We start from the raw sequence: 21,450 nt of genomic DNA on the forward strand, positions 1-21,450 counted from the left end.
GTTTCTTATGTAGGAATAATGTCAAAATGCACCATATTGTACGAACTCTGCAACGGGTTTACGATACCCTCTCGGTCTAAGTTTCGCAGGATCACTTTTGCCTACAGCAATCATCATTGCAATCACGTAACGCTCATGAATATGAAGCAAATCCCGAATTGCCGTTCCATCGAAGCCGCTCATGGGACAAGTATCCCATCCTTTAGACTTTGCTGAAAGCATAAAATGCGTTGCGGAAATACTAGCATTTCGAATCGCATCTTCTGCTAAATAGGCTTCTCCTCTATTTTCATAGAATTGGGTAACGCCATCGTTCTCCGCATCATATTCTTGCTTGCTCAATACGCCGAGGTGTAAAAACCCTTCATTTAGCTGCGCAATATTCTGATAGGCTAAGGTATCACCTAATACGATAATCACTGCGGAGGCTGTTTTGACTTTGTATTGCTTGTTCGCACGGTCATATAGTTGATTCAGCATCTCCTGATCCTGTAAGACTACATACTGCGTATGCTGCAAATTAAAGGCGGATGGCGCTAATGTGGTCAAGGCGAAAATTTCATCCAACTCTTGGCGCGAAATCTCAATGTCCGGTATAAATTTCATCGCGGAACGGCGTTCTTTGATCAAATTTTCAAATGTTGTCATGTAGGTTAGACTCCTTCGCTAAATAAATGATGTTAGGTCAATTCCAACAATTATAAATAGACCTTATTCTTCCATCATAATGGATTTGTATTGCACCGACAACTCCACTGAATCTCTAACTGTCTGCCAATCCAACAACTGTTCAATATGGAATACGCCCTGGCGTAATGATTTTTCATAGACAATGTTCGCAACAGCCGCAGCTGTTAGAGCCGTGATTCTAGCTTCGTTATTCCCATGCAGGAAGAGCTCACTACGTACCTTCTTATGGGACTTTCTCCCCCACGCATCGACTTTGAGTGCATATTGATCGGTTCCAAGCTTGAGTTGTCCGAACAGTTGCACGGCGAGTTTCCGCATACCGTTGTTGTTTAATAGTTTCGTAAGCCCTAACCTTTGAAACAAAGCTAGGGAACGTGTAACCAACCCCGAGTCAAAACATAACCGAGTCGTGACAGTTGGAATACCTAACGTTCGAGGCAAGACATGTTGATCTGAAAAGTTAAACCGGTATGCTCTCATTTGACCCATAGGCTCGCCGAAATCTATCGATCTCCCATTCGTAAAGCTTGGAACCCTGACGCGTTGGCCTTTCTCCATGACTTCCATTGGCTTCCCGATATTATCCACAGTCCATTCGATGGCTGCTTGCCCATGGCTATCCCCTGTACCTAACATGATTGAGATATCCAATCGATGAACTTTATCCATCGCCTTCGACGCTTCCAATGCTAAAAGATTCGTTATTCCAGGTGCAAGCCCAACGCTAAGCACAGCTGTTGCATGATGTTCACTAGCAATAGAATGCAAGTCTTCTACTTGAGACAAAAATGAATAATCCGCAGATACATCGATATAATGAATGCCTTGAGCTAAGCAACTCCGAACGAAAAACGTATTTTTCTGATCCATACACATCACAACCAGTTTGACATGGTGTAAGATTTCTTTATCCATTGCATTTGAAATGTCGATCTGAAAAGGGAGAATGTCTCCTCCCGTTGTTCGGCAGAATTGCTCAGCTTTATCTAGATTTCGTCCTGCAGCGTACACTTTTCCAGGATATCGCTTCCCCAATTCCTTGCATAGGGTCTGCCCTACATGTCCATATCCACCTATCACCATAATTCGATCTCTCATCACGTTCTCTTTTCAACTCCCTATCATTGCTATACACTAATTAAGAATTGTTCTCAATTATAAAGAAGTCGCCATCATTTCACGATCCCATAAATGTGGGATATTGATATTAGGTGATACGCTTCAGATAGATCAGGAAAGGAGATTGCATCATGGCAAGAAATAGGCAAGCCATTTATTCCAAAATCGATTCGCTTGCAACTAAAACAACCCATTCCCAAGTTTATCGAGAGACTATCCTCACACTACTGCGTGAAGCCGTTCCATTTGACGGGGTATGTTTTACAACCGTAGATCCGAATACACTCCTTTCGACCGGTGCAGTAACAGATGATGGAATTGAGTCTATTCATGCTCAACTCTTCGAATATGAGTACGTTCGTGGTGACTTCAATTCCTTCGACCAACTATCTCGATCCCAAGACCCTATAGCTACATTAAGCGGAGCAACGGGAGGCCAATTAGAACGCAGCAGCAAATACCGCAACGTACTCCTTCCTGCCGGTTATCACGATGAACTGAAAGCAGCCATGCTGTGGAATGGCGCATGTTGGGGGTTTCTGACATTATTCCGCAAGGTGAATTCCCCCTTGTTCCAAGAAGATGAAAGACAATTCGTAGCATCACTAATCCCATCGATTGCTCGCCACCTTCGCAAACTGGCCCTTGCAATACCAGAACAAGAAGTCGCATGGCTTGAACAGGAACCGGGCATTCTCATTCTCACGGACCACCTATCCCGAAGCTCATCTAATCTGCAGGCAGACCACTGGCTATCCTTGTTCAGAACATGGGAAGGGATTGACGATAACACGATACCAAGACCTATCCGTGCAGTCTGCTCACGCGCGCTTGCAGAAATGGACAAGAACATCGAACTCAAATCATCTGCGAAAACATGTATCCGTATTCCGGAAGGCCCTTATCTTATGATTCGGGCAACCGTGCTCCAAGGTTCTGTAGCTACGAAACAGTTTGCCGTATGGATTGAGCTCGCGAAACCTTCCGATATTTTCCCTATGATTTCTGAAGCGTATGGCTTATCTGAACGTGAGAAGCAAGTTCTTGAGCGGATTGTGAGAGGGTTTTCGACCAAAGAAATTGCGGAGACGATGTATATTTCGGCCTACACGGTACAAGACCATCTGAAGTCAATTTTCCTTAAGACTGGAGTTACTAGTCGAAGAGAACTCACGTGGCAATTATATTCCCGCTTCAGCGTACATTTGGATGATTTGAATATGAATGTATAACAAAAAACGGTGGTAGACCGAAGTCTCCACCGTTTTTAACGTCTACATTAGACTGAGATAAACATCATCATGCATTGCGATGTTCTTGCTCACGTAATTCAATTCTCCGTATTTTCCCGGAGTTGGTTTTTGGCAGATCTTGAACGAACTCGATTTTCCGAGGGTATTTGTAAGGTGCCGTCATTTGTTTCACATGATTTTGCAGTTCTTTAACCAGCTCATGCGACGCAGACACATCTTCTTTTAACACGATAAATGCTTTCACGACATGCCCGCGGATTTCATCCGGACTCGCAACTGCCGCACATTCTTTCACAGCACTGTGCTTCATCAATGCTTCTTCCACTTCAAACGGCCCGATGGTATAACCTGAACTGATGATGATATCATCGCCGCGTCCTTCGAACCAGAAGTAACCATCTTCATCCTTGGAAGCGCGGTCCCCTGTGATGAAATAGTTCCCACGCACGCTAGCCTGTTTCTTCTCAGGATCTTTGAAATAAGTCTCGAATAGCGCAGGCATGTCCAAATGCACAGCAATATCCCCTACTTGTCCGGCAGGCATGATATTACCATCTCCATCGACAACTTCGACCAGACCGTCGGCCATAGCTCTTCCCATTGACCCTACGCGGATCGGGGCATCTTTCAGCGCGCCAATTAACAAGGTGCTTTCGGTCTGACCATAACCGTCTCGAATCGTAAGGTCGCATTGATTCTGGAAGGTCAGGATAACTTCTTGGTTCAACGGCTCACCCGCAGATACTGCGCTGCGTAGAGATGAAAGGTCATATTGATCCAATCCGACCGTTTTGGCCATTAATCTATATTCTGTAGGCGTACAGCATAATACTTGAATACGATAAGATTGCATAAGCTCTAGGTAACGCTTCGGTTGAAATGCACCATCGTACACAAAGCCTGTTGCCCCGTGTCCCAGCACGGATAAGAATGGACTCCAGATCCACTTCTGCCATCCTGGCGCAGCTGTTGCCCAGACCGTATCCGATCCTTGAATATCGAGCCATGACGCCGTAATCCGCAGATGCGCATATCCCCATCCATGGCGGTGAACAACCCCTTTGGGATTTCCTGTTGTGCCAGAGGTATAGGCAAGAATCGCCATGTCGTCGCGATGTGTTAGCGCGGCGGTAAAGGTGTCAGGCTGCCCTGTCATGATATCATCAAGAACAAGCCACGCTCGATCCGACGTGTTATCTGCTGCAGTAGCTGCAATACGGAAATCCAAGGAAGGCATGTAATCCGTAATATTATCTACTTCATGGATCCCACCAGAGCAAGCAATCACAGCCCGTGCTTCCGCATGGCGAAGCCGATAGGATAAATCTTTGGCTCTTAGCATCTCGGAAGATGGAATGACCGCAATCCCGGACTTCATACAAGCTAAGTAAATGACATAGGCAATAATACGACGGGGTACCATGACAAGGACTTTATCGCCTTTCCGAAGTCCAAGAGCTTTCAAACCATTAGCTAGTTGATTTGCCTGACTCAACAATGCTCCATATGTAATTTCCTGGTAATCCCCTTTATCATTCAACCACTTCAGGGCAAGCTTCGCGGGATCATGCCGCTCCATCTCTGAAGTTAAGTTATACATCTCAGGTGCAATCCAATCCTTGTAGTCCATCTTATACCGTCTCCTATGCAAGTAAATGTACCTCGTTATTGTTGTCATTATATCATTATGTGCTAATACTAGGTACTAATATTACTAGCTTAAATTGAATTAAACGCGAAGGCAAACGCCTTCCGCGGTCATTTATTGTGCTCTACCGTCGTGGTAGACCATTTTACATTACTATCGGTATTAAATCACTTAAAGGGCGTGTTTGGTGAATAATTCATCCACCCAAGCATAACATCGCAATAACTCCTCATCACCGATCAGGTCAGATCTATGCTCGAATAAAATACGAACCTGCTTATTTTCCTCAAAAATAAGCTGCAAGTAATCCTGAATGGGCGCCCACCCCTCTGCTGGGTTTAGTTCCGGTAGGACAGGATAATGTCTTTGCTGAACAGTACCATCTAATACTTGCGCATTCGATAGATGGATCAGTTCTGCATATTTCGCATATTTCTTAAGAATGAACTTTGCATCAAAGTTGGGATCTATCATCGCCTGAAGATGTAATCTTGCGGTATCCAGACATAATTTGATTTTGGGATACCGATGTAAGAGATTCACTACCAGATCTGTATCGTAGATATACCTGTTCAAGGCATCGAATTCTAATATAGGAATAAAATGATAGGTATCGCTGCGATCCGTAAGCCATTGAAAGAGATACTCACTCTTTTCGCTTAACTCTTCGAACGTTATTTGGCTCTCATATCGATATTCGATTGGATCATCGAACCTCCAACTTTTCCAATCGACACGGTCATCCAATATGACAGGTTTGGGATAATGGAATAAGACATAATCTGGTTCCACTTGGGCTAAATAGGCGAGTTCGTTCTCCATTAACTGATATGCATGCGAGCGAATTTCATCATCCTGTGACAAGGATAAGGCATCTCGAAATCTCGATTGTCCTGCACGAAAAGGGAAATGAACGCCTATGTGGTAACCTCTCCGCTTGGATTCTTCCCGCAGCAATACAATATCTTCCTCCGTAGAAAATAGACAAGCCTCAATACCATGGAACCCTTCTTTAAAGTCCCGACGATATTTGGCAACATCAAAACCCCCGTATTGTCCAATCATATACCGAACCATAATGACCCTCCCTAGTTACGATAATCTTTTCATATACCGTATATTTTAATCGATTATACGAAGATTGAATATCTACGTACGCTGTCATACAGCAGGAAAACGACCAGGACGATACATAAACAGGACCTTTAACGGCAACATTAACCACAAATCTTGTGGGAGGTATGACGCTTGAACAGTCAATGTCCTGTATTATCAATCTTTGCTTTAGGTGGTGTTTATGAAATTGGCAAAAATATGTATGGAATTCAATATGCAGATGATATTGTTCTCATTGATTGCGGCTCCAAGTTTCCTGATGAGAGCTTGTTAGGGATTGACTTAATCATTCCCGATATTACCTATTTGTTAGACAACAGCGATAAAGTTCGTGGGCTTATCGTGACGCATGGTCATGAAGATCATATCGGCGGGATTCCCTACCTCCTCAGACAGCTGCAAATGCCTATTTATGGTACTAGACTTACATTGGGACTCATCGATGTAAAATTAAAGGAGCACGGATTAATTCAGTCAACACACCGCATCGAAATCGATTCGAAATCACAAATCACATTAGGCACGATATCTGTTAGTTTTTTTCGAACCAATCACAGCATTCCGGATTGCTTAGGTGTTGTGTTCGACACGCCTGAAGGAACCGTGGTACAGACGGGAGATTTTAAATTCGATTTAACTCCTGTCAATCAACAATCTCCGGATATTCATCGTATGGCTGAAATTGGACAAAAAGGAGTTCTTGCTTTGTTATCCGAAAGTACCAATGCAGAGCGTCCCGGGTTCACCCCGTCCGAAAAACATGTCGGAGAGCACCTCATTGAGGCGTTCAACAAAGCAAAGCAGAAGGTCATCGTCTCTACGTTTGCCTCAAATGTTTATCGCTTGCAGCAAGTTATTGATGCAGCTGAAATAACGAATCGAAAGCTTACCCTCCTAGGGCGCAGCATGATCAATGTCGTGAATATCGCGGCGCAACAGGGGTATTTGCATATCCCGGAAGGCATGTTAGTGGAGACCGAGGTAGCCAATCAATTGGCACCCGAACAAGTGGCTGTATTATGTACCGGCAGCCAAGGCGAACCCTATGCCGCGTTATCTCGACTATCCACTTCGAATTTACGACAGCTTAAAGTATTGCCCGGTGATACCGTTATTCTGTCTGCTACACCCATTCCAGGCAATGAACGGAATGTTGCACGCATCGTGGACAATCTTTTTATATTGGGTGCCCGAGTCATCTATGGTTCAGGTTCAGTTACAGGATTACACGTCTCTGGACACGGCAGTCAAGAAGAGCTCAAATTGATGCTCACGCTCATGAAGCCGAAATATTTTATTCCGATTCACGGAGAATACCGTATGTTATTTCAGCATCGTATGTTAGCAGAATCCGTTGGCGTAGAGCATCGTCATATCCATATTATCAATAACGGCGACGTCGTGGATATTCAAGACGGAACGGCCAGGGTTGAGCGAAAAATACCTGCGGGAAGCACGCTTGTAGATGGATTGGGCATCGGCGTGGGATCTGTACTGCTTCGCGATCGGAAACATCTCTCCGAGGATGGCATACTTGTTGTCGTCGTTACCCGCAGCAAAATCGATGGGAAAATCCTCTCCGGACCGGATCTGATTTCACGGGGATTTAATTATGCCACAAATTCCGATGGGCTCCTGGAAGAAGCTGCTCTTGCTGCAACCGCAGCGCTACATAAACTTCAGGAGGAACATGTCAATCAATGGAATCGCTTGAAACAAGGGATGAAAGAATCCATTGGCCAATTCTTATATGCAAAAACGAAGCGAAGACCGATGATCCTTCCGATTATTATGGATGTATAAGGAAAATTGTTTACGATCTATCCCCTTATTCTATATACTGTAAGAAGTAACTATAGGAGGCGTTTAAGATGAAAACAATGAAGCACCTCGGGGATATTATAAGAGGTTAAGCGCATCACACCCCGTAAACTGCGTGTTCCCTCGGATACCAAAGAGGAGCATATCATTTGAACAATGAAGTATTAAATCTGTACAATTATCACGCATGGGCCAACGATCAAATACTCGCCCACCTTCAAACACTTCCGGAAGAAATCTGTCGTACAACGATCCAGAGCGTATTCCCGAACATCCACGATGTCCTTGTCCATCTATATGTCATTGATTGCGGATGGTTAGATATCTTAATTAGCAAGGGCTTCTCCGAGATGACTGCCGAGCAGATTGATCAACTTCAGAGAACAACGGAGCAATACATTCAAGACATGCATGGCAACAATATTGAAGAGATCCAAATCATGTTCACCCGGTTGTCGGATCGATTCCGAACCTTCTTGGAACATGAGGATCTTGATACAATATGTGCTTACGGTGCCTTTGAAGCCCGACGGAGGGAATTGATTCAACATGTCGTGAATCACGGCACCTATCACCGTGGGAATATTACAGCCATGTTACGTCAATTAGGACATCCAGGCGTGCAGACAGATTATACACTTTATCTATTTGTGAAGACAGTGTAATAATACGAAAAGCCGAGTTAAAACGGGCAAATCGCCTGTATTGCTCGGCTTTTCTCACGACCCTCTCTTTTACAAACTGCCGGGTCTTGCATGCAGACGATCAAATCATGTAGTGTAGTCCATAGAGAAACGAGATCCATAATGGAGAGAAAAAGAGGGATTTGAATGGACTACACACAAGAAACCGGCGTTTTTTTTGACTTAGATGACACATTGTATGATCACTTAACCCCGTTGCGAGACACGCTTCAACATATCCTAGGGCTCGGTCATGACTTCCCCTATGATCAAGCCTATCAGCGCTTCCGCTATTATAGCGACATGCTCTCTGCCCAACAGACGAACCCCTTCGCCGCCAACAACAAGGATGCGCAAGTCTACATTCGAACGAAACGATATGTACTGATGCTTCAAGAATTCGATATTGAGATTACATTGGAACAAGGTCATCTGCTTCAAGAGGATTATATGGGAAGGCAGTATGATATCTCCCTCTTTGAAGGTGCTGAGGATGTAATACGGCAATTACAGCAGCAAGGTCGAATGGTAGGGATATTAACGAACGGCGCCGAAGAGCATCAACGCAAGAAGATTCAAGCCCTGGCACTAGACAAGCTAATTCCCGCAGAGCAAATCTTCATTACCGGTGCGGTCGGCTGGGATAAACCCAACGTACGGATTTTTGAACATATTAACCAGCAGACGCATGTATTAGCGAAGAATTCCTATTATGTCGGGGATTCCTGGCGAAACGACGTCATCGGCGCGCTAGGTGCCGGATGGCATGTCCTATGGTTCAATCATCGCCAAGCCGAACCTGAGAGTCATCACACTCCACAGTATGTGGTTCGTCAGTATGAGGAAATCGCACGTATTCTGTTGACCCCAAAATCATGAACATGCATACATGACAAAGCGGCTGCCTTCACATGAGATAAGCAGCCGCTTCGTCATTTCATCCGTAATTCGTTGTTGTTACTTCGATATTTCCATGATGGCAAAAACATCGCTTCTGAACGTGAATGCCGTAAGGTTGTGTCGGCAAGATGATCCTCCAATGCACGCTTCACGGATTCAAGATAGCGGTATCCGTTCTGTTTGTCAGGTTCAAGGTATGTGCCTTCAGCCCATTCATTCCAGGCATTGATAAAGACGAACTCACTATCATATACCTGAATAGCTCGTTCCATTTGTCGTGTTAGATACCGCCGGAACTTGTCTGGGCTTACACCGATCGTGCTTTGTCCGCGACTACCTAGGCGCGGCGTATTATCCCAGTTCACGTAGGCTCCTGGGATGATTTGTTCTCCATTTCGATGGGGGGATCGGTTCAGTATGGTGTGCCATATAACATCATAATCAAGCACATGATGCATATCTTCTCTTGTATGAATCACATTCCACAATCCTGTCGTATCACTATGTGCAAACGTATAGTGCGGTTCATATTCAACGCTCGCATCAAATCCCGCTTGATTAGGAATCGCGAATCCACCTAGCGTACGCACAAAGTAGATCCCTTCTAACCCATTTTTTCTTGCGAGTTCATTCCAGAATCGAATCATATCTTCGCAACGAGGAATACTCCCGGGCCGATAAATCAGAAATACCGGCTTGTTGTTGATCCGAATGTATCGATAATCCAGAAATGCAACCAATACCTCATTAAAATGAACTTCCCAATCATGCTCGTCCCCGTAATCTTGAGGCATGAGAACATACTGGTCTCCTCCATCCCATCTACGAGTCCAAGGTTCATTAGCCCACGACAGACAAAACGGAAAATCGGGCTCCCCAAGCTCTAATACGGATTGAAATGGCTTCTCCAGCAATCTTTTTCCTTTGAACCAATAATGATAATAACAAAACCCATAGATCCCATGCGATTTGGCTAACTTGGCCTGCCATCTCCTTGCAGCAGCATCCGTTAAATCATAATAATAATTGCCTAGAGGTTCTTTAGGCTGCTGATGTCCTGCGTACAATGGTTTGTTTTTCTGCGTATTCGTCCATTCCGTAAAACCATCTCCCCACCATAGATCATTTTCGGGAATACGGTGGAATTGAGGCAATAAAAAAGCAATGAGCTTCAAGCAGCATACCTCCTTCGACATGGACTGTTGATTCATAATGGATACGGTGATCCGAAGGATGACAACTTGAGATTGAGACGTAACCCAGTGAGGGCTTCCATCGTTCTATATACCAAACATGCCATCTAGAAGCCGCATGGCCATGTGAAGGCTGGAGTAATCATAATGGCTTCTCCAAAGCGCTTTTGACGCCACTTTTCGCTTCAATTCCGGTTGGTCTAAATAGAGTCGCAACTGGTCCCGCATCTCCTGTGGAGTTCGGAACGTGACTACATCTTCACCAGGAAGCATAAATGCACTTAGATTGGGGTTTTCTTCGACCAGTTGGAATGCGCCGCATGCGGCCGCCTCAAATACTTGCTGCTGTATGGATTTCCAATTCACAATGATGTTGGCGCCGTTATAATACGCTTGTAAATCTTGATCCTTCTCTATCAAAATGATTCGTTCGTTCGCTTCCCAATCTTCACCGAGGACGAATATTTTTTTTAGCTCGCTGATTTGTTGAATAGTATCAAGATGTTCTTGACGGTATGGATAATAGTCACCGATGAGAAGGAGATCCGATTGAAATGGCTTATTCGTTATCTTTGGGGAGTACATCGTTCGATCTGCAGTTAAGGGAAGGTACACGGCGTTTTTACACCCCAGATGCTGATAGATCGGAATATTCATAATATTTTGGGTAAACACAACATCAAAATATGGCACCATGTGGCGGATCGAATCCACGACAAAATGATCACCTACATTCCATAATGCCGTTTTTACAGATGTTTGTTGTATCGTTATCAATAGTTCATCTGACATGGGTTCTTCTTGACATATGATTAATAGTAAATCCGGGTTCATTTGAGATAAGACGGTTGGCACCTGCTCATACGTTTTCAGGACAACAACCTCTTGGACTAGAATCCTCAGTGGTTCCGTGATCAAAGGTTCCATTTGCATATCCATCGTATTCGTGAATGGGGTTACGACCAAAATCCGCAGCTTTTTACGATCCATCAACTTTCTTCGATGTTTATCGTCTACGTAGATGTGTTGTAATACAGGAACCAGAATATGTCGCGGTTGCGCTTCTACTGTCACAGGGGCCTCAGCCGGAGGGTGGACTTGTATACGTTGATCTTGCATAACCGGAGACTTTTGTTTTTTGGACATTCCTTTGGAACGTTTCTTTTTCACGAAGCGTAAGGTTTTCCTTGTTTTTGAAGTCGTACGTTTCCATTTATTTTTCATCGTACACCCGCTGTCCCTCAAATCCTCTATTTTTTCTGTTCATATTATGAATCAGATGACATTTGTTGCAGGGCAATCGTCCGATGTGATTATAAAAAGGGCGTTCTATGGTGCAAAACCGGCTTGGCTCACGTACACTTGATTCTCTTGAAATTCCGATACGAACCTGTCATATACCATGCGATAGGCTTCAGGATGATACCATGCTTCTAGATCCAATTGCTTGTATAAGGACGAAATATTCAGGTTGCGCGTTCTTTTTCCCCCACTCCCGTCACCCATGAAATAATCATCCACACAGACACGGTTCACCAATGGTTTCAGCTTTCTGGCAAAGTCGCTGCTGGACGGTAATAGAGGTGCAATAGCAGCTTGAGTAGGGATATTCGCATGAGCTAAGTCTTGTAGCGTTCTCAATCTTGCTTGGATGGGAGGCGCATAAGGAGAGAAATGCTTCCTCACCTCATCTAAATCCGTCTCCACCGTCATGCTTACGCGAACCTTATTCCCTAATTGCTGTAAGATATCGATGTCTCTGCGAACGAGGGGGCTGCGTGTCTGTACGAGTAAGAAATCAGGCGGATCTTCTACCATCACCTCTAACAGAGATCTCGTTACCTTAGCCTGATACTCAATAGGCTGATAAGGATCTGTGCTGGATGACATGAAAATCGTTACCTTACCTTTCGCCTTCGAGCGTCGAAGCTCTTTACGAAGAATATCGGATGCGCCATTTTTAATATCAACCCACGTCCCCCACTCTTGTCCTCGGAACAATGAGACTGGCATTTGACGTACATAACAATAGGAACAGCCAAAGGAACACCCCGTATAGGGGTTCAAGGAATGACTGTAATCGGAGAGAAATCCAGAGCCCTTATTTAATAATGTTTTTGGATTCTTCGTGATGATATTCATCTGGACCGTTCTCCCTTCTTGCCGTGTTTTATTTTGCATCATGAAAAATGATCCCCAGACTATAACGTATTCCAGATGTAATTGTACTTACGCCGTGTCTGAGCGTTGTTCGATAGTATCCTCTCGTGCCCAATACTGGACGATGATTCGTAGGAAAGATTAATCCAGCACCTTGCTCCAATGTTAACACATGGCCACGGCTTTGCGCTCTTGGTCGCTGCTCTACAAGCATAAACTCGCCGCCCGTATAATCGATCTCTTTCCAATTTAACGCGAACACAACTTGGAACGGAAAGTATACCTCACCATAGAGATCCTGATGGAGACAATTATACCCTCCTTCAACATATTTAAGAATCAACGGTGTAGATCTTGTCTGGCCTTGAAGGTGACATGTATGGAGAAATTGCTGTAGTGTTTCAGGATAGATCGCATCCCGCCCGGATTGATTCAACCATCGATTCGCAGTCATAGCAAGCGGTGGATAGAACCCTTCGCGAAGCTGTTGCAGAATTTCCGGCAGCGGCGCTTGGAAGTATTTGTACTCTCCAACTCCGAACCGATACCTTGACATATCAATGGTACTGCGAAAGTGCCTTTCTTCCTCATACATCGCCATGATATCTTGGCATTGGTCTTGATCAAGAATCGACGGGAACGTTACGTACCCCTGCTCATCCAATGACTGTTGCATGCGCTCCCAATCCAAAGACTTGATTTTCTTCATCAGGGTATTCGACATGTCATCTCACTCCTATCGAGTAATCAAATAATAACTATCACCCAGTATACCCTCGACATCAGCCACCTGTATCTTTATTCGAATGAAATAGCAAGATTTCGATAATAAACGCCAAGGAATACAGCGATTAATGAATAAAAGAATCCACGTAAGCAACAATTAATGATAGAATATGTTCGTATAGATTATTGAAAGGCGGGACAACAATGCAGTATTCATTCATCATTCACCCATCCACATATCAAAGCTTCAATCATGAGGATGAAATCATAGAACAATGCAAACAGTGGGGTCTGATATCAGAAAAGGCGACCAAGTTGAAGGCATTTTACTACAGAGGGAACGGATTAGATGTTCCTTGCCGAATTGTTGGATTCGTGGATAACCAGTCAGCGGTCATTAAATTAGAGAATCAACAATTACACTGCATCCATCCTTCTTATCTCAAGGAAATGCAAGCATCGACCTTTGGACAGAAGACTTCTGCAGTATCCGATGTGCAGGTGGATGCAGAGCCGACAGTGACGGATCTGAAACCAACAGAATCCGCGCAAGAACCAATGAATGAAGCCTTGCCCTTAATCGTAGAGATCATTGCAGAAGATCCAATCGTCGAGACACCTATCCTCGAGCAGCCGAAAAAAGGGAAAGCGAAGAAAGAAAAAGCACCCAAGCTTGAGCTCCCTGAGGAAAAAGTCAAAATGACGGCAACGGTCAAAGAATTCACGACCGTACCGAATAACTTCTCAGATAATGATGACGAAGTCATTATATATGAAGCGGTATCCATAGAAGAACCTGCATTAGAGATAGGCGATGCTTGGTCCAGCCATAGCGCGACGATGAAGAAGCTGGAACTGGAGATCGGAGACACGATTACGTTCGAAGCCAAAATTGTAGCGAAGAAATTGACCAAGCATCCTGTTCCTTACAAAATCAACAATCCTTCTAAAATCCAAAAGCAATAAACGGTTCTACTGCATGGCAAAAGCACCCTTCAAAAAGAGGGTGCTTTTTTTTACCACATCAGACTGTACATTGGAGATCTTCTCCATCTCGATCCTTAATTCATTTATAAATAGGCTTTTACTTCGGACTACATCAAGGTAATGCCGAAAGTTGATCCTGCCTCACCAGCAAATACAATCGTTCCATTCTTAGGCAGCTTCACTTCGTTTTTGCCACTGATGACAGTGTAGTTCACACATGCTCCCTGCTCATCGTATACAACAAAGGCACCCTTTGCCGGCATCTCAATGCTCATCGTCTTGCCGGCAGCCGCTGCAGGAACGGTATACCATTTAGCAAGTCCATCACCTTTCAAGGTGACCGTAGACTGTTTCCCCTTATATAGCGGCTTGACTTGTTCCTCACTTACAAACAAGCTTCCAGCAGTTTCAAGGTACTCGATACCATCCTTCGTGTAGAAACGGAATCCCAACAAATCCCGCCCTCCCATCGCTGGAATTTGAAGTTGGCTCTCTGCCGTATTAGGGCTTGTAATTTTCTTATCGAGCAGATAACCCGGGATATCGTCCGTGCGGTCAATCTGCATTGTAGGTCTCAGTTCACAGGATAATACGTTTTACCTTCCCGCTTCACCCAAGCGTCTGCGGTCTCTTGAGATAACTTATGGTCTTCCAACTTCTCGGCCGCATAGTGTGACATAGCCATTTGTCCAAGACCCGGAACGGTCAAATATTCTCTATCCCATAAGTAGGTGCGTCCATTCTTCTCCGTCACGAAGCTGATTTTTGAGCTGCCATTCTCGCTGACAAAGGTTCCGTCTGAAGTATACACAAACTTCTGTTCTGGAGTGATTGGTACGAGCGGATTAGATAAGGACAGTTCTCCATTCTTATTGACCGCAACCTGAAGCTGTTGATTCGTAGTACCATAATAGCCAGCGTATTTCATGACGTCTTCAGGCATGGCAGCCTTGACTGGCTTACCGAACGACTTTTCCGCTTTGATCTCTTTGATTGTACCCTTCTCTTTCATCGTTTGAAGCAGCAACTCGCTCGCAAGCAGCTCATTCGTTGAGCTGGAACCGCCTGAGGACAGCACAGCTGCAGCCATGTCCTGCTCCGGAAGCACAACGAGGGAAGCATGATACAAAATGGTGTCCCCTCCTTTGACCAGGGCCTTCATTCCGTAATCATTGAACGGAAACAGCCGCACACTATCCCAGCCAAGCCCGTAATCAAACGAATTGTCCGCTTCTTTAGGCCACAAGCCCTTTTTGTATTCCTCCTGCTCCATGGCACGAACCGAATTGTCAGAGAGGATACCATCTACTTGTCTCGTAAAAATTTGCGAGAATCGCACTAGATCCTCAGCCGTGGAATAGATTCCTCCCGTTCCAATCACGTTGACCGTCTCGTTCGGAAGCTGTCCTTGATAAGTAGGAAAATAAAGAGCAGCCATCTTGTCAGCTTCCAGTACATCTTGCGATGTCTTCGTATCGTTCATTTCTAATGGTTTAGTAATATATTGATGAATGAATGCGGTAAAATCCAAACCGCTTACTCTCTCTACAAGAATTTCAGCCAGCGTAAATCCATCGTTGCAATAGACGGAGAATGCCCCCGGGTCCGCCTTCAAGCTCTGGGTGGACAATTGTTGCAGCAGCGTATCATGCGCATGCGTGTCATTATCCTCGAATAAAAAAGCACCTCCAAGGCTGGACCCTTGCAACCCGGAAGAGTGGTTTAACAACATACGTGGGGTAATTTGCTTGTATCGTTCATCTTTCATTTTGAAATCAGTTATGTACTGAACTAAGGGAGTATCCAGGTTGATCTTCCCATCGTCTACCAATTTCATGACAGCAGCGGTCGTAAACACTTTACTCGTTGATCCGATGCCATACATCGTATCTTTGGTCAGCGGCTTTTTCCCTTCCATATCATTCTGGCCAGCATGACCCGACAATGTTATCTTGCCGTTGTCAATCAGCGCATACTGGACGCTTGTCGTACCATAATTTTTAGTAAGCAGCGTCGCCTTCTCTGAAGCAATCTTCTCCAGTCCTTGGTTTGAGATAGCAGCATTGCTGCTAGTGGATGCCATTGCCGCTGTCGGAATAAGCAGCATCAGCGCGAGCGTGACAGTTAACATCCATGATAATCTTTTATTCATTAAAATACCTCCTTATTATGAATCTATCATATAGTACGATTTACCAACTGAAATGGTTCAACTGATGTATACAAATATCCCCTGAATTTTATGCACGCAAAAAAGCTCACTCCTCCTCATCATGCAAGTTGGAATAAGCTTTCAACAATTCATTTCTTCTACCTTTTTTTGAAATGACGATACCAAGGGATGAACGAACAGTCTGCTTAATTATTTATCGTTTGGATAGACAAGTCCGATTTTCCCACGCACTTGATCCATCACGAGCATGGTTGAATACGAATTTTGGTGAGAGTTCAAGTCAGATTCAAGCTTTCCTTGTTGAATTAATCCCATAAATTCTACCACTTCATAATACATCGGCGGATGCGGTTGATCGACGGATATCACTTCGCTTCTACCGTCTTTATAGCGAATTTCCACCTTTTCCGGTGTATGGATTTTATCGATGATGATGCTGCCTAATTCCCCTTGGATTTCACAAGGCAGATACGAATTTGAGATTTTGGAATACATGACGACAGCTTCTTTATCTTCATAGCGCATGATGACACTGCCTTCTCCATCTACCCCGGATTCAAGCATCACACTTGTCGCTTCTACTTGGTTAGGTTCTCCGATGAGGGTAATCAGCGGATAGATGCAATACACCCCTAAATCCATTAATGCGCCATTGGCGAACTTCGGATTGAACGCGTTCAAGATAATGCCTTCTTTGTACTTATCATAACGTGATGAGTATTGACAATAACTTGCGAAATACTTCCGGATTGTCCCAATTTTATGTAAATGGTCTTGAATCTTCTTGAAATTCGGCAGCAATGTGGGTTTCATGGCCTCCATCAGCACAACTTGATGTTGGTTAGCAGCGGCAATCATTCGTTTCACTTCACTTGCATTCGCCGCAAGAGGTTTCTCGCACAAAACATGCTTACCATGCGCTAAAAATTGAATGGCTTGCTCCGCATGATAGGTGTTAGGTGTCGCAATATATACAGCGTCAATATCTTGGCTTAATGCCATTTCTTCTAAGTCAGTGAAAATCTTGCTCACACCATAATTACCTGCAAATTCGGCAGCACGCTCACTCGTACGAGAGAATACTGCGGCAAGCTCAAATCCCTCAGCACCCATTGCACCTTCGAGAAATTGCTCTGTAATCCAATTTGTTCCTATAACTCCAAAACGAACCATATGTCATTTACCTCATTTCATCATGTCATAGAGATATTATACCGTTTTTAACGGGATTGATCTATCTACAACAAGCCAACCCTTCTATTTCTTTCAATATAAAAAAACCAACCCAACAGCGTTTGATTACGCCATCAGATTGGTTCTGATCATCATATGAATTTAGATGGTAGGAGTTGCATTGTTTTTGATCAAATTGTAGACTGGATTTCCTTCGGTGAGCACTAATTTTTCTTCCTCATCACGCACATCTGGGTTCAGCTCAACCACATATCGATAGTTGATCGCGTGTTCAAGGAGATACGGTGCTTCCCCATTCAGAAAATCAAGGTAACGATCTTTTAAATTGGTCGTCTGCTCCACATAGAGCACTTTATACATCCGATTCTCCTGCTGCTTGCTTAAGAATACGAATAAACCCTCTTCACTCGGAATCAACTCGGCAGATTCAGGTGCAAATTTCAATACTTTTGACCAGTTAGCCATAGACTACACCTCTTTCATGAAAGAATAATAGAACTCTTATAATTGCAATGACAAATAACTAAGCAATCCTGTGTAATCCCTGTAAATAACCTTGGAAGCATGATTAGGGTCTGCACTTCCTAATGCAATCAATAAAGGTACAAAATGCTCAGGGGTAGGCACCGCAAGGGCAGCATGGGGTGCTTCTTCCGCATAATTGAACAAGGTTTCATAATCTTTGTTTTCAATTTTATCAATAATCCAATCATCAAACTCCAATGCCCACGCTTCTGTCACTTCACTGTGCAAACTCAAATTATGAACGGTTACCCCGCTGCCGATAATGAGAATGCCTTCGTCCTGTAATTCGCGAATGGCTTGACCAATCTTATATTGATCTCTGGCTGAAAGATTCGGATTCACAGAGAGCTGAACGACAGGCGTTGACGCTTCAGAATCAAATTGTTTCAACAATGACCATGTTCCATGGTCTAAACCACGGACGGGATCTAAGTCGCTCGCGATCCCTTGTTCTTGAAGAAGATGCGAAATTCTCGCTGCAAGTTCTTTGTTTCCTTTTGCGGGATACTCTACCTCAAACAATTCATCCATCCACCATGGGCCAAAATCATGGACGGTATCATGAGGCCCATCCGTGAACGTAATTCGCGTATTTCCATCTACTTCCCAATGAGCTGTAAATACGACAAAAGCTTTTGGTTTCGCGGGCAGCTTATCGGCGAACTCTCTCAGGAACTGTGTGTACTCATTCTCTTGGATTGCAATGAGCGGTGAGCCGTGCGCAAGAAATAATACTGGTGATTTAGACATACGAACACCCTTTCCATATTTATATTTCATAATTGAAAGGCAGATTTACACGAGCGAGAAATTGCTTGGTGCGCTCGTTTTTGGGCTGCCTAAAAACCTCTTCAGGAGTCCCTTCCTCAACAATAGAACCTTCTTCGAAGAAGACGACCCGATCTGCAATTTCCCTCACAAAACTCATTTCATGAGAGACGATAATCATGGTGCGACCTTCTTTGGCTGCGGCCCGGATGACGGCTAATACCTCACCTACCATTTCCGGATCGAGTGCTGAGGTGGGTTCATCGAAAAGAATCACTTTCGGATTTAGCGCAAGCGCACGTGCAATCCCTACGCGTTGCTGCTGTCCGCCCGAGAGTTCACGAGGATAATAATCCTTACGATCATGGAGACCAACATGATCCAGATAGGTATTCGCCGTCACACGAGCTTCTTTCTCATTCATCTTCTGTACCGTGACGAGTCCCTCCATTACATTCTCAACAGCTGTCTTATACTTAAGCAAATTGAACTGTTGAAAGACCATGGCTGTATTTCGACGCAGGTATAGAATATCTCGCTTCGATGCTTTGGTTACATCGACGGTGAAATCATCCAGCGCGATCACACCTGATTGGGGCGTCTCTAGAAAGTCTATGCAACGCAATAGGGTAGATTTACCTGAACCGGATGGTCCGATAATTGCAATGACCTGTCCGTCTTCTACAGTAAGATTTACGTCTTTTACCACGTGATGTTTACCGAATTTCTTGTGCAAGCCTTTGATTTGGATCATCGACCGGTAATCTCCTTTCATTCACCTTCAGCCGCTTCTCCCAATGCGCCATCAATCGTTCTAATACAATCGTAACTACCCAGTAAATGATGGCTAAGGACACATACATTTCGAAAAATCGAAAGTTCCGCGAAGCCAACAGTTTCCCAGCTGCTGTCATTTCAACAACCGAGCACACAAATGCTAGCGATGTACCTTTAATAAGCCCAATCAGGGAATTGCCCAGCGTCGGAAGAGCGACAATAAGTGCTTCAGGTAGAATGATGCGACGCAACGTCTGGAAGGTCGTCATCCCCATCGCATGACCCGCTTCAATACCGCCACGATCAACGGATTGAATCGCTGCACGGATACTTTCCGAGTTGTATGCTCCCTCATTTAAGGCAAAAGTAAGAAGCACGAACAAGATAGGTGGTATGCTGTTGGTATTATAATTCGTCCCGTAATAATAATTGATATACTGCAGCACCATCGGTACGGCGTAGAATGTAAGATACAATTGAACAATAATTGGCGTTCCTCGCATAAAGGATACATAAAATGCCGATATTCTGCGAAGCACTGGAATTTGCTTGATTTTGATGAGTGCAGTTGCAAGACCAATGAGTAAGCTAAGAATCATGGAAATGAATGCAATTTCCAATGTTATCGGTAAGTAGCGGAGTATTTCTGGAATTTGACTGAATACCAGTTCAAAGTCAAATAATTTTGGCATCGCACATCTCTTCCATCGTCATATTTTTAAGCTCTCGTTGATACGATTATCTTGTGTAGTCTCCATCCAAATATTGATTAGATATTTCTTTTAATCTACCGTTATCAAGTAACGTGCGAAGTGCTCCATCAAATGCATCACGAATTGCCGGGCCGTCCCCTGTTTTACTAAATACGAAGTAAGCTTTCGGGTCCTGAACTTTTTGGATCTCCTCTTTCGGAAGATCTACGAATCCCAGTTCGAGGTTAAAATCCTTCTGTACATCTCTCAGCATTACTTTCTCGGCAAAAGTAAAGTCTACCGTTCCTGCATCAATGTCTTGATAGGTCTTCGCAAGGTCTTGATCCGTATATTTCACTTTGATCTTATCGTCAGGATGTTCTTTATTAAATTCCTCGACAAACAATTGTTCAAACCCTCCGCCCGGACTGATGGGAATCGTCTTACCCCCAAGATCCGCAAGCGATTTGATATCCGTTCTGCCTTTCTTCACGACGACAACGGTTTTATTGAAATAGTAATATTCATTTCCGAACAAATACTTCTCTTCACGTTCAGGCTTCTTGGTAATATTGTTCGCACCGATCTGATACCGTCCAGAATCAATTCCGGCAAAAATACTCGGAAATTCGGTGACTTCGAATTGAATCTCATATTGAGGTAGAAGCTTATCTATTTCCTTCAATACGGCAATATCGTACCCGTCTAAGTTATTCTTCTCGTCTTGATACACATAAGGTTTTGGACCTCCACTTGTGCCAACCAGGAGTTTCTGCACCTTCACTGATCCGGATGCATTTACACTGCTGCTGTCCGTTTTTTCACCACAACCCGCTAGCAAGCTTATTCCAGCTAATGTCAATGCCAGTAAAATAGAAGCCGCATACCTTTTACTCTTCATATCTGATACTCCCTCTCCCCACAATACCTAGTAATCTTATCGGTTTATTGTATAACATCATAATTGAATTTGTTTTTGAATTATAGTAAAAAACGGAACTGCGCGTAGAATCAGTCTATTTTAC

At 44.0% G+C, this 21,450-nt stretch carries 19 protein-coding genes and 1 pseudogene; 5 read left to right on the forward strand and 15 right to left on the reverse strand.

Annotated features, from left to right (window positions below; all coding sequences use genetic code 11):
• Positions 1-21: 21 nt before the first annotated feature.
• Positions 22-648, reverse strand: a complete 627-nt coding sequence (locus tag BVG16_RS21935) for a nitroreductase family protein (RefSeq protein ID WP_078501330.1) — start codon at positions 646-648, stop codon at positions 22-24.
• 63 nt (positions 649-711) lie between these two features.
• Positions 712-1,788 (reverse strand): saccharopine dehydrogenase family protein, encoded by a 1,077-nt coding sequence (locus tag BVG16_RS21940; RefSeq protein ID WP_078501331.1) that lies wholly within the window; start codon positions 1,786-1,788, stop codon positions 712-714.
• Positions 1,789-1,940: 152 nt separating this feature from the next.
• Here BVG16_RS21940 and BVG16_RS21945 point away from each other — a divergent pair, with 152 nt between their 5' ends.
• Complete coding sequence (locus BVG16_RS21945) at positions 1,941-3,041, forward strand: response regulator transcription factor (protein ID WP_078501332.1); 1,101 nt, start codon at positions 1,941-1,943, stop codon at positions 3,039-3,041.
• Positions 3,042-3,108: 67 nt separating this feature from the next.
• On the opposite strand, the gene BVG16_RS21950 is transcribed toward BVG16_RS21945, so the two are convergent.
• Both BVG16_RS21950 and BVG16_RS21955 read right to left on the reverse strand, forming a co-directional pair.
• Entirely contained in the window at positions 3,109-4,692 is a 1,584-nt protein-coding gene (locus BVG16_RS21950; protein WP_078501333.1) for an acyl-CoA synthetase, read from the reverse strand.
• 189 nt (positions 4,693-4,881) lie between these two features.
• Positions 4,882-5,787, reverse strand: coding sequence for a hypothetical protein (locus tag BVG16_RS21955; RefSeq protein WP_078501334.1), 906 nt, complete (start codon positions 5,785-5,787; stop codon positions 4,882-4,884).
• Between the two features lie 171 nt (positions 5,788-5,958).
• On the opposite strand from BVG16_RS21955, the gene BVG16_RS21960 reads away from it, so the two are divergent.
• From BVG16_RS21960 to BVG16_RS21970, 3 genes are all read left to right on the forward strand, one after another.
• Positions 5,959-7,629, forward strand: coding sequence for a ribonuclease J (locus tag BVG16_RS21960; RefSeq protein WP_078501335.1), 1,671 nt, complete (start codon positions 5,959-5,961; stop codon positions 7,627-7,629).
• 167 nt (positions 7,630-7,796) lie between these two features.
• The gene (locus BVG16_RS21965) at positions 7,797-8,312 is read left to right on the forward strand and encodes a DinB family protein (protein WP_078501336.1); all 516 of its coding nucleotides are present in this window, start codon (positions 7,797-7,799) and stop codon (positions 8,310-8,312) included.
• A 165-nt stretch (positions 8,313-8,477) separates the two neighbouring features.
• Positions 8,478-9,209 (forward strand): HAD family hydrolase, encoded by a 732-nt coding sequence (locus BVG16_RS21970; RefSeq protein WP_078501337.1) that lies wholly within the window; start codon positions 8,478-8,480, stop codon positions 9,207-9,209.
• A 53-nt stretch (positions 9,210-9,262) separates the two neighbouring features.
• On the opposite strand, the gene BVG16_RS21975 is transcribed toward BVG16_RS21970, so the two are convergent.
• The 4 genes from BVG16_RS21975 to BVG16_RS21990 form a co-directional block, all read right to left on the reverse strand.
• A complete protein-coding gene (locus BVG16_RS21975) occupies positions 9,263-10,405 on the reverse strand; it encodes a glycosyltransferase WbsX family protein (RefSeq protein ID WP_078501338.1) in 1,143 nt (380 codons plus the stop codon).
• Positions 10,406-10,510: 105 nt separating this feature from the next.
• Positions 10,511-11,647: a CgeB family protein gene (locus BVG16_RS21980; RefSeq protein WP_078501339.1), complete on the reverse strand. Its 1,137-nt coding sequence runs from the start codon at positions 11,645-11,647 to the stop codon at positions 10,511-10,513.
• A 105-nt stretch (positions 11,648-11,752) separates the two neighbouring features.
• Positions 11,753-12,607, reverse strand: a complete 855-nt coding sequence (locus tag BVG16_RS21985; protein ID WP_408635363.1) for an SPL family radical SAM protein — start codon at positions 12,605-12,607, stop codon at positions 11,753-11,755.
• Positions 12,594-13,307: a 2OG-Fe(II) oxygenase gene (locus tag BVG16_RS21990; RefSeq protein WP_078501340.1), complete on the reverse strand. Its 714-nt coding sequence runs from the start codon at positions 13,305-13,307 to the stop codon at positions 12,594-12,596. Before BVG16_RS21990 ends, BVG16_RS21985 begins: the two co-directional genes overlap by 14 nt.
• Before the next feature lie 206 nt (positions 13,308-13,513).
• Between BVG16_RS21990 and BVG16_RS21995 the strand changes: the two genes are divergently transcribed.
• Positions 13,514-14,275 (forward strand): hypothetical protein, encoded by a 762-nt coding sequence (locus tag BVG16_RS21995; RefSeq protein ID WP_078501341.1) that lies wholly within the window; start codon positions 13,514-13,516, stop codon positions 14,273-14,275.
• Between the two features lie 128 nt (positions 14,276-14,403).
• On the opposite strand, the pseudogene BVG16_RS22000 reads toward BVG16_RS21995, so the two are convergent.
• The 7 genes and pseudogenes from BVG16_RS22000 to BVG16_RS22030 form a co-directional block, all read right to left on the reverse strand.
• Positions 14,404-16,448 (reverse strand): annotated as a pseudogene (locus tag BVG16_RS22000) (serine hydrolase domain-containing protein).
• Positions 16,449-16,658: 210 nt separating this feature from the next.
• Positions 16,659-17,642: a Gfo/Idh/MocA family protein gene (locus tag BVG16_RS22005; protein ID WP_078501342.1), complete on the reverse strand. Its 984-nt coding sequence runs from the start codon at positions 17,640-17,642 to the stop codon at positions 16,659-16,661.
• Between the two features lie 162 nt (positions 17,643-17,804).
• Complete coding sequence (locus BVG16_RS22010; RefSeq protein ID WP_078501343.1) at positions 17,805-18,128, reverse strand: hypothetical protein; 324 nt, start codon at positions 18,126-18,128, stop codon at positions 17,805-17,807.
• A 36-nt stretch (positions 18,129-18,164) separates the two neighbouring features.
• Positions 18,165-18,938, reverse strand: a complete 774-nt coding sequence (locus BVG16_RS22015; RefSeq protein WP_144027450.1) for a DODA-type extradiol aromatic ring-opening family dioxygenase — start codon at positions 18,936-18,938, stop codon at positions 18,165-18,167.
• A gap of 19 nt (positions 18,939-18,957) precedes the next feature.
• A complete protein-coding gene (locus BVG16_RS22020) occupies positions 18,958-19,710 on the reverse strand; it encodes an amino acid ABC transporter ATP-binding protein (protein WP_078501345.1) in 753 nt (250 codons plus the stop codon).
• The gene (locus BVG16_RS22025; protein ID WP_078501346.1) at positions 19,673-20,425 is read right to left on the reverse strand and encodes an amino acid ABC transporter permease; all 753 of its coding nucleotides are present in this window, start codon (positions 20,423-20,425) and stop codon (positions 19,673-19,675) included. The genes BVG16_RS22020 and BVG16_RS22025 overlap by 38 nt, the downstream gene beginning before the upstream one ends.
• A gap of 46 nt (positions 20,426-20,471) precedes the next feature.
• Positions 20,472-21,326, reverse strand: coding sequence for a transporter substrate-binding domain-containing protein (locus tag BVG16_RS22030; RefSeq protein WP_078501347.1), 855 nt, complete (start codon positions 21,324-21,326; stop codon positions 20,472-20,474).
• Positions 21,327-21,450: the final 124 nt, after the last annotated feature.

It is taken from the genome of Paenibacillus selenitireducens, assembly GCF_002021565.1.
GTDB lineage: Bacteria > Bacillota > Bacilli > Paenibacillales > Paenibacillaceae > Paenibacillus_K > Paenibacillus_K selenitireducens.

Bases quoted from the DNA above. Each gene is read 5' to 3' on its own strand.
- BVG16_RS21995 (WP_078501341.1), top strand. From the start codon at position 13,514: ATGCAGTATTCATTCATCATTCACCCATCCACATATCAAAGCTTCAAT.
- BVG16_RS22010 (WP_078501343.1), bottom strand. From the start codon at position 18,128: ATGGCTAACTGGTCAAAAGTATTGAAATTTGCACCTGAATCTGCCGAG.
- BVG16_RS22005 (WP_078501342.1), bottom strand. From the start codon at position 17,642: ATGGTTCGTTTTGGAGTTATAGGAACAAATTGGATTACAGAGCAATTT.
- BVG16_RS21970 (WP_078501337.1), top strand. From the start codon at position 8,478: ATGGACTACACACAAGAAACCGGCGTTTTTTTTGACTTAGATGACACA.
- BVG16_RS21980 (WP_078501339.1), bottom strand. From the start codon at position 11,647: ATGAAAAATAAATGGAAACGTACGACTTCAAAAACAAGGAAAACCTTA.
- BVG16_RS21945 (WP_078501332.1), top strand. From the start codon at position 1,941: ATGGCAAGAAATAGGCAAGCCATTTATTCCAAAATCGATTCGCTTGCA.
- BVG16_RS22015 (WP_144027450.1), bottom strand. From the start codon at position 18,938: ATGTCTAAATCACCAGTATTATTTCTTGCGCACGGCTCACCGCTCATT.
- BVG16_RS21935 (WP_078501330.1), bottom strand. From the start codon at position 648: ATGACAACATTTGAAAATTTGATCAAAGAACGCCGTTCCGCGATGAAA.
- BVG16_RS21990 (WP_078501340.1), bottom strand. From the start codon at position 13,307: ATGTCGAATACCCTGATGAAGAAAATCAAGTCTTTGGATTGGGAGCGC.
- BVG16_RS22020 (WP_078501345.1), bottom strand. From the start codon at position 19,710: ATGATCCAAATCAAAGGCTTGCACAAGAAATTCGGTAAACATCACGTG.
- BVG16_RS22030 (WP_078501347.1), bottom strand. From the start codon at position 21,326: ATGAAGAGTAAAAGGTATGCGGCTTCTATTTTACTGGCATTGACATTA.
- BVG16_RS21985 (WP_408635363.1), bottom strand. From the start codon at position 12,607: ATGATGCAAAATAAAACACGGCAAGAAGGGAGAACGGTCCAGATGAAT.
- BVG16_RS22025 (WP_078501346.1), bottom strand. From the start codon at position 20,425: ATGCCAAAATTATTTGACTTTGAACTGGTATTCAGTCAAATTCCAGAA.
- BVG16_RS21940 (WP_078501331.1), bottom strand. From the start codon at position 1,788: ATGAGAGATCGAATTATGGTGATAGGTGGATATGGACATGTAGGGCAG.
- BVG16_RS21955 (WP_078501334.1), bottom strand. From the start codon at position 5,787: ATGGTTCGGTATATGATTGGACAATACGGGGGTTTTGATGTTGCCAAA.
- BVG16_RS21950 (WP_078501333.1), bottom strand. From the start codon at position 4,692: ATGGACTACAAGGATTGGATTGCACCTGAGATGTATAACTTAACTTCA.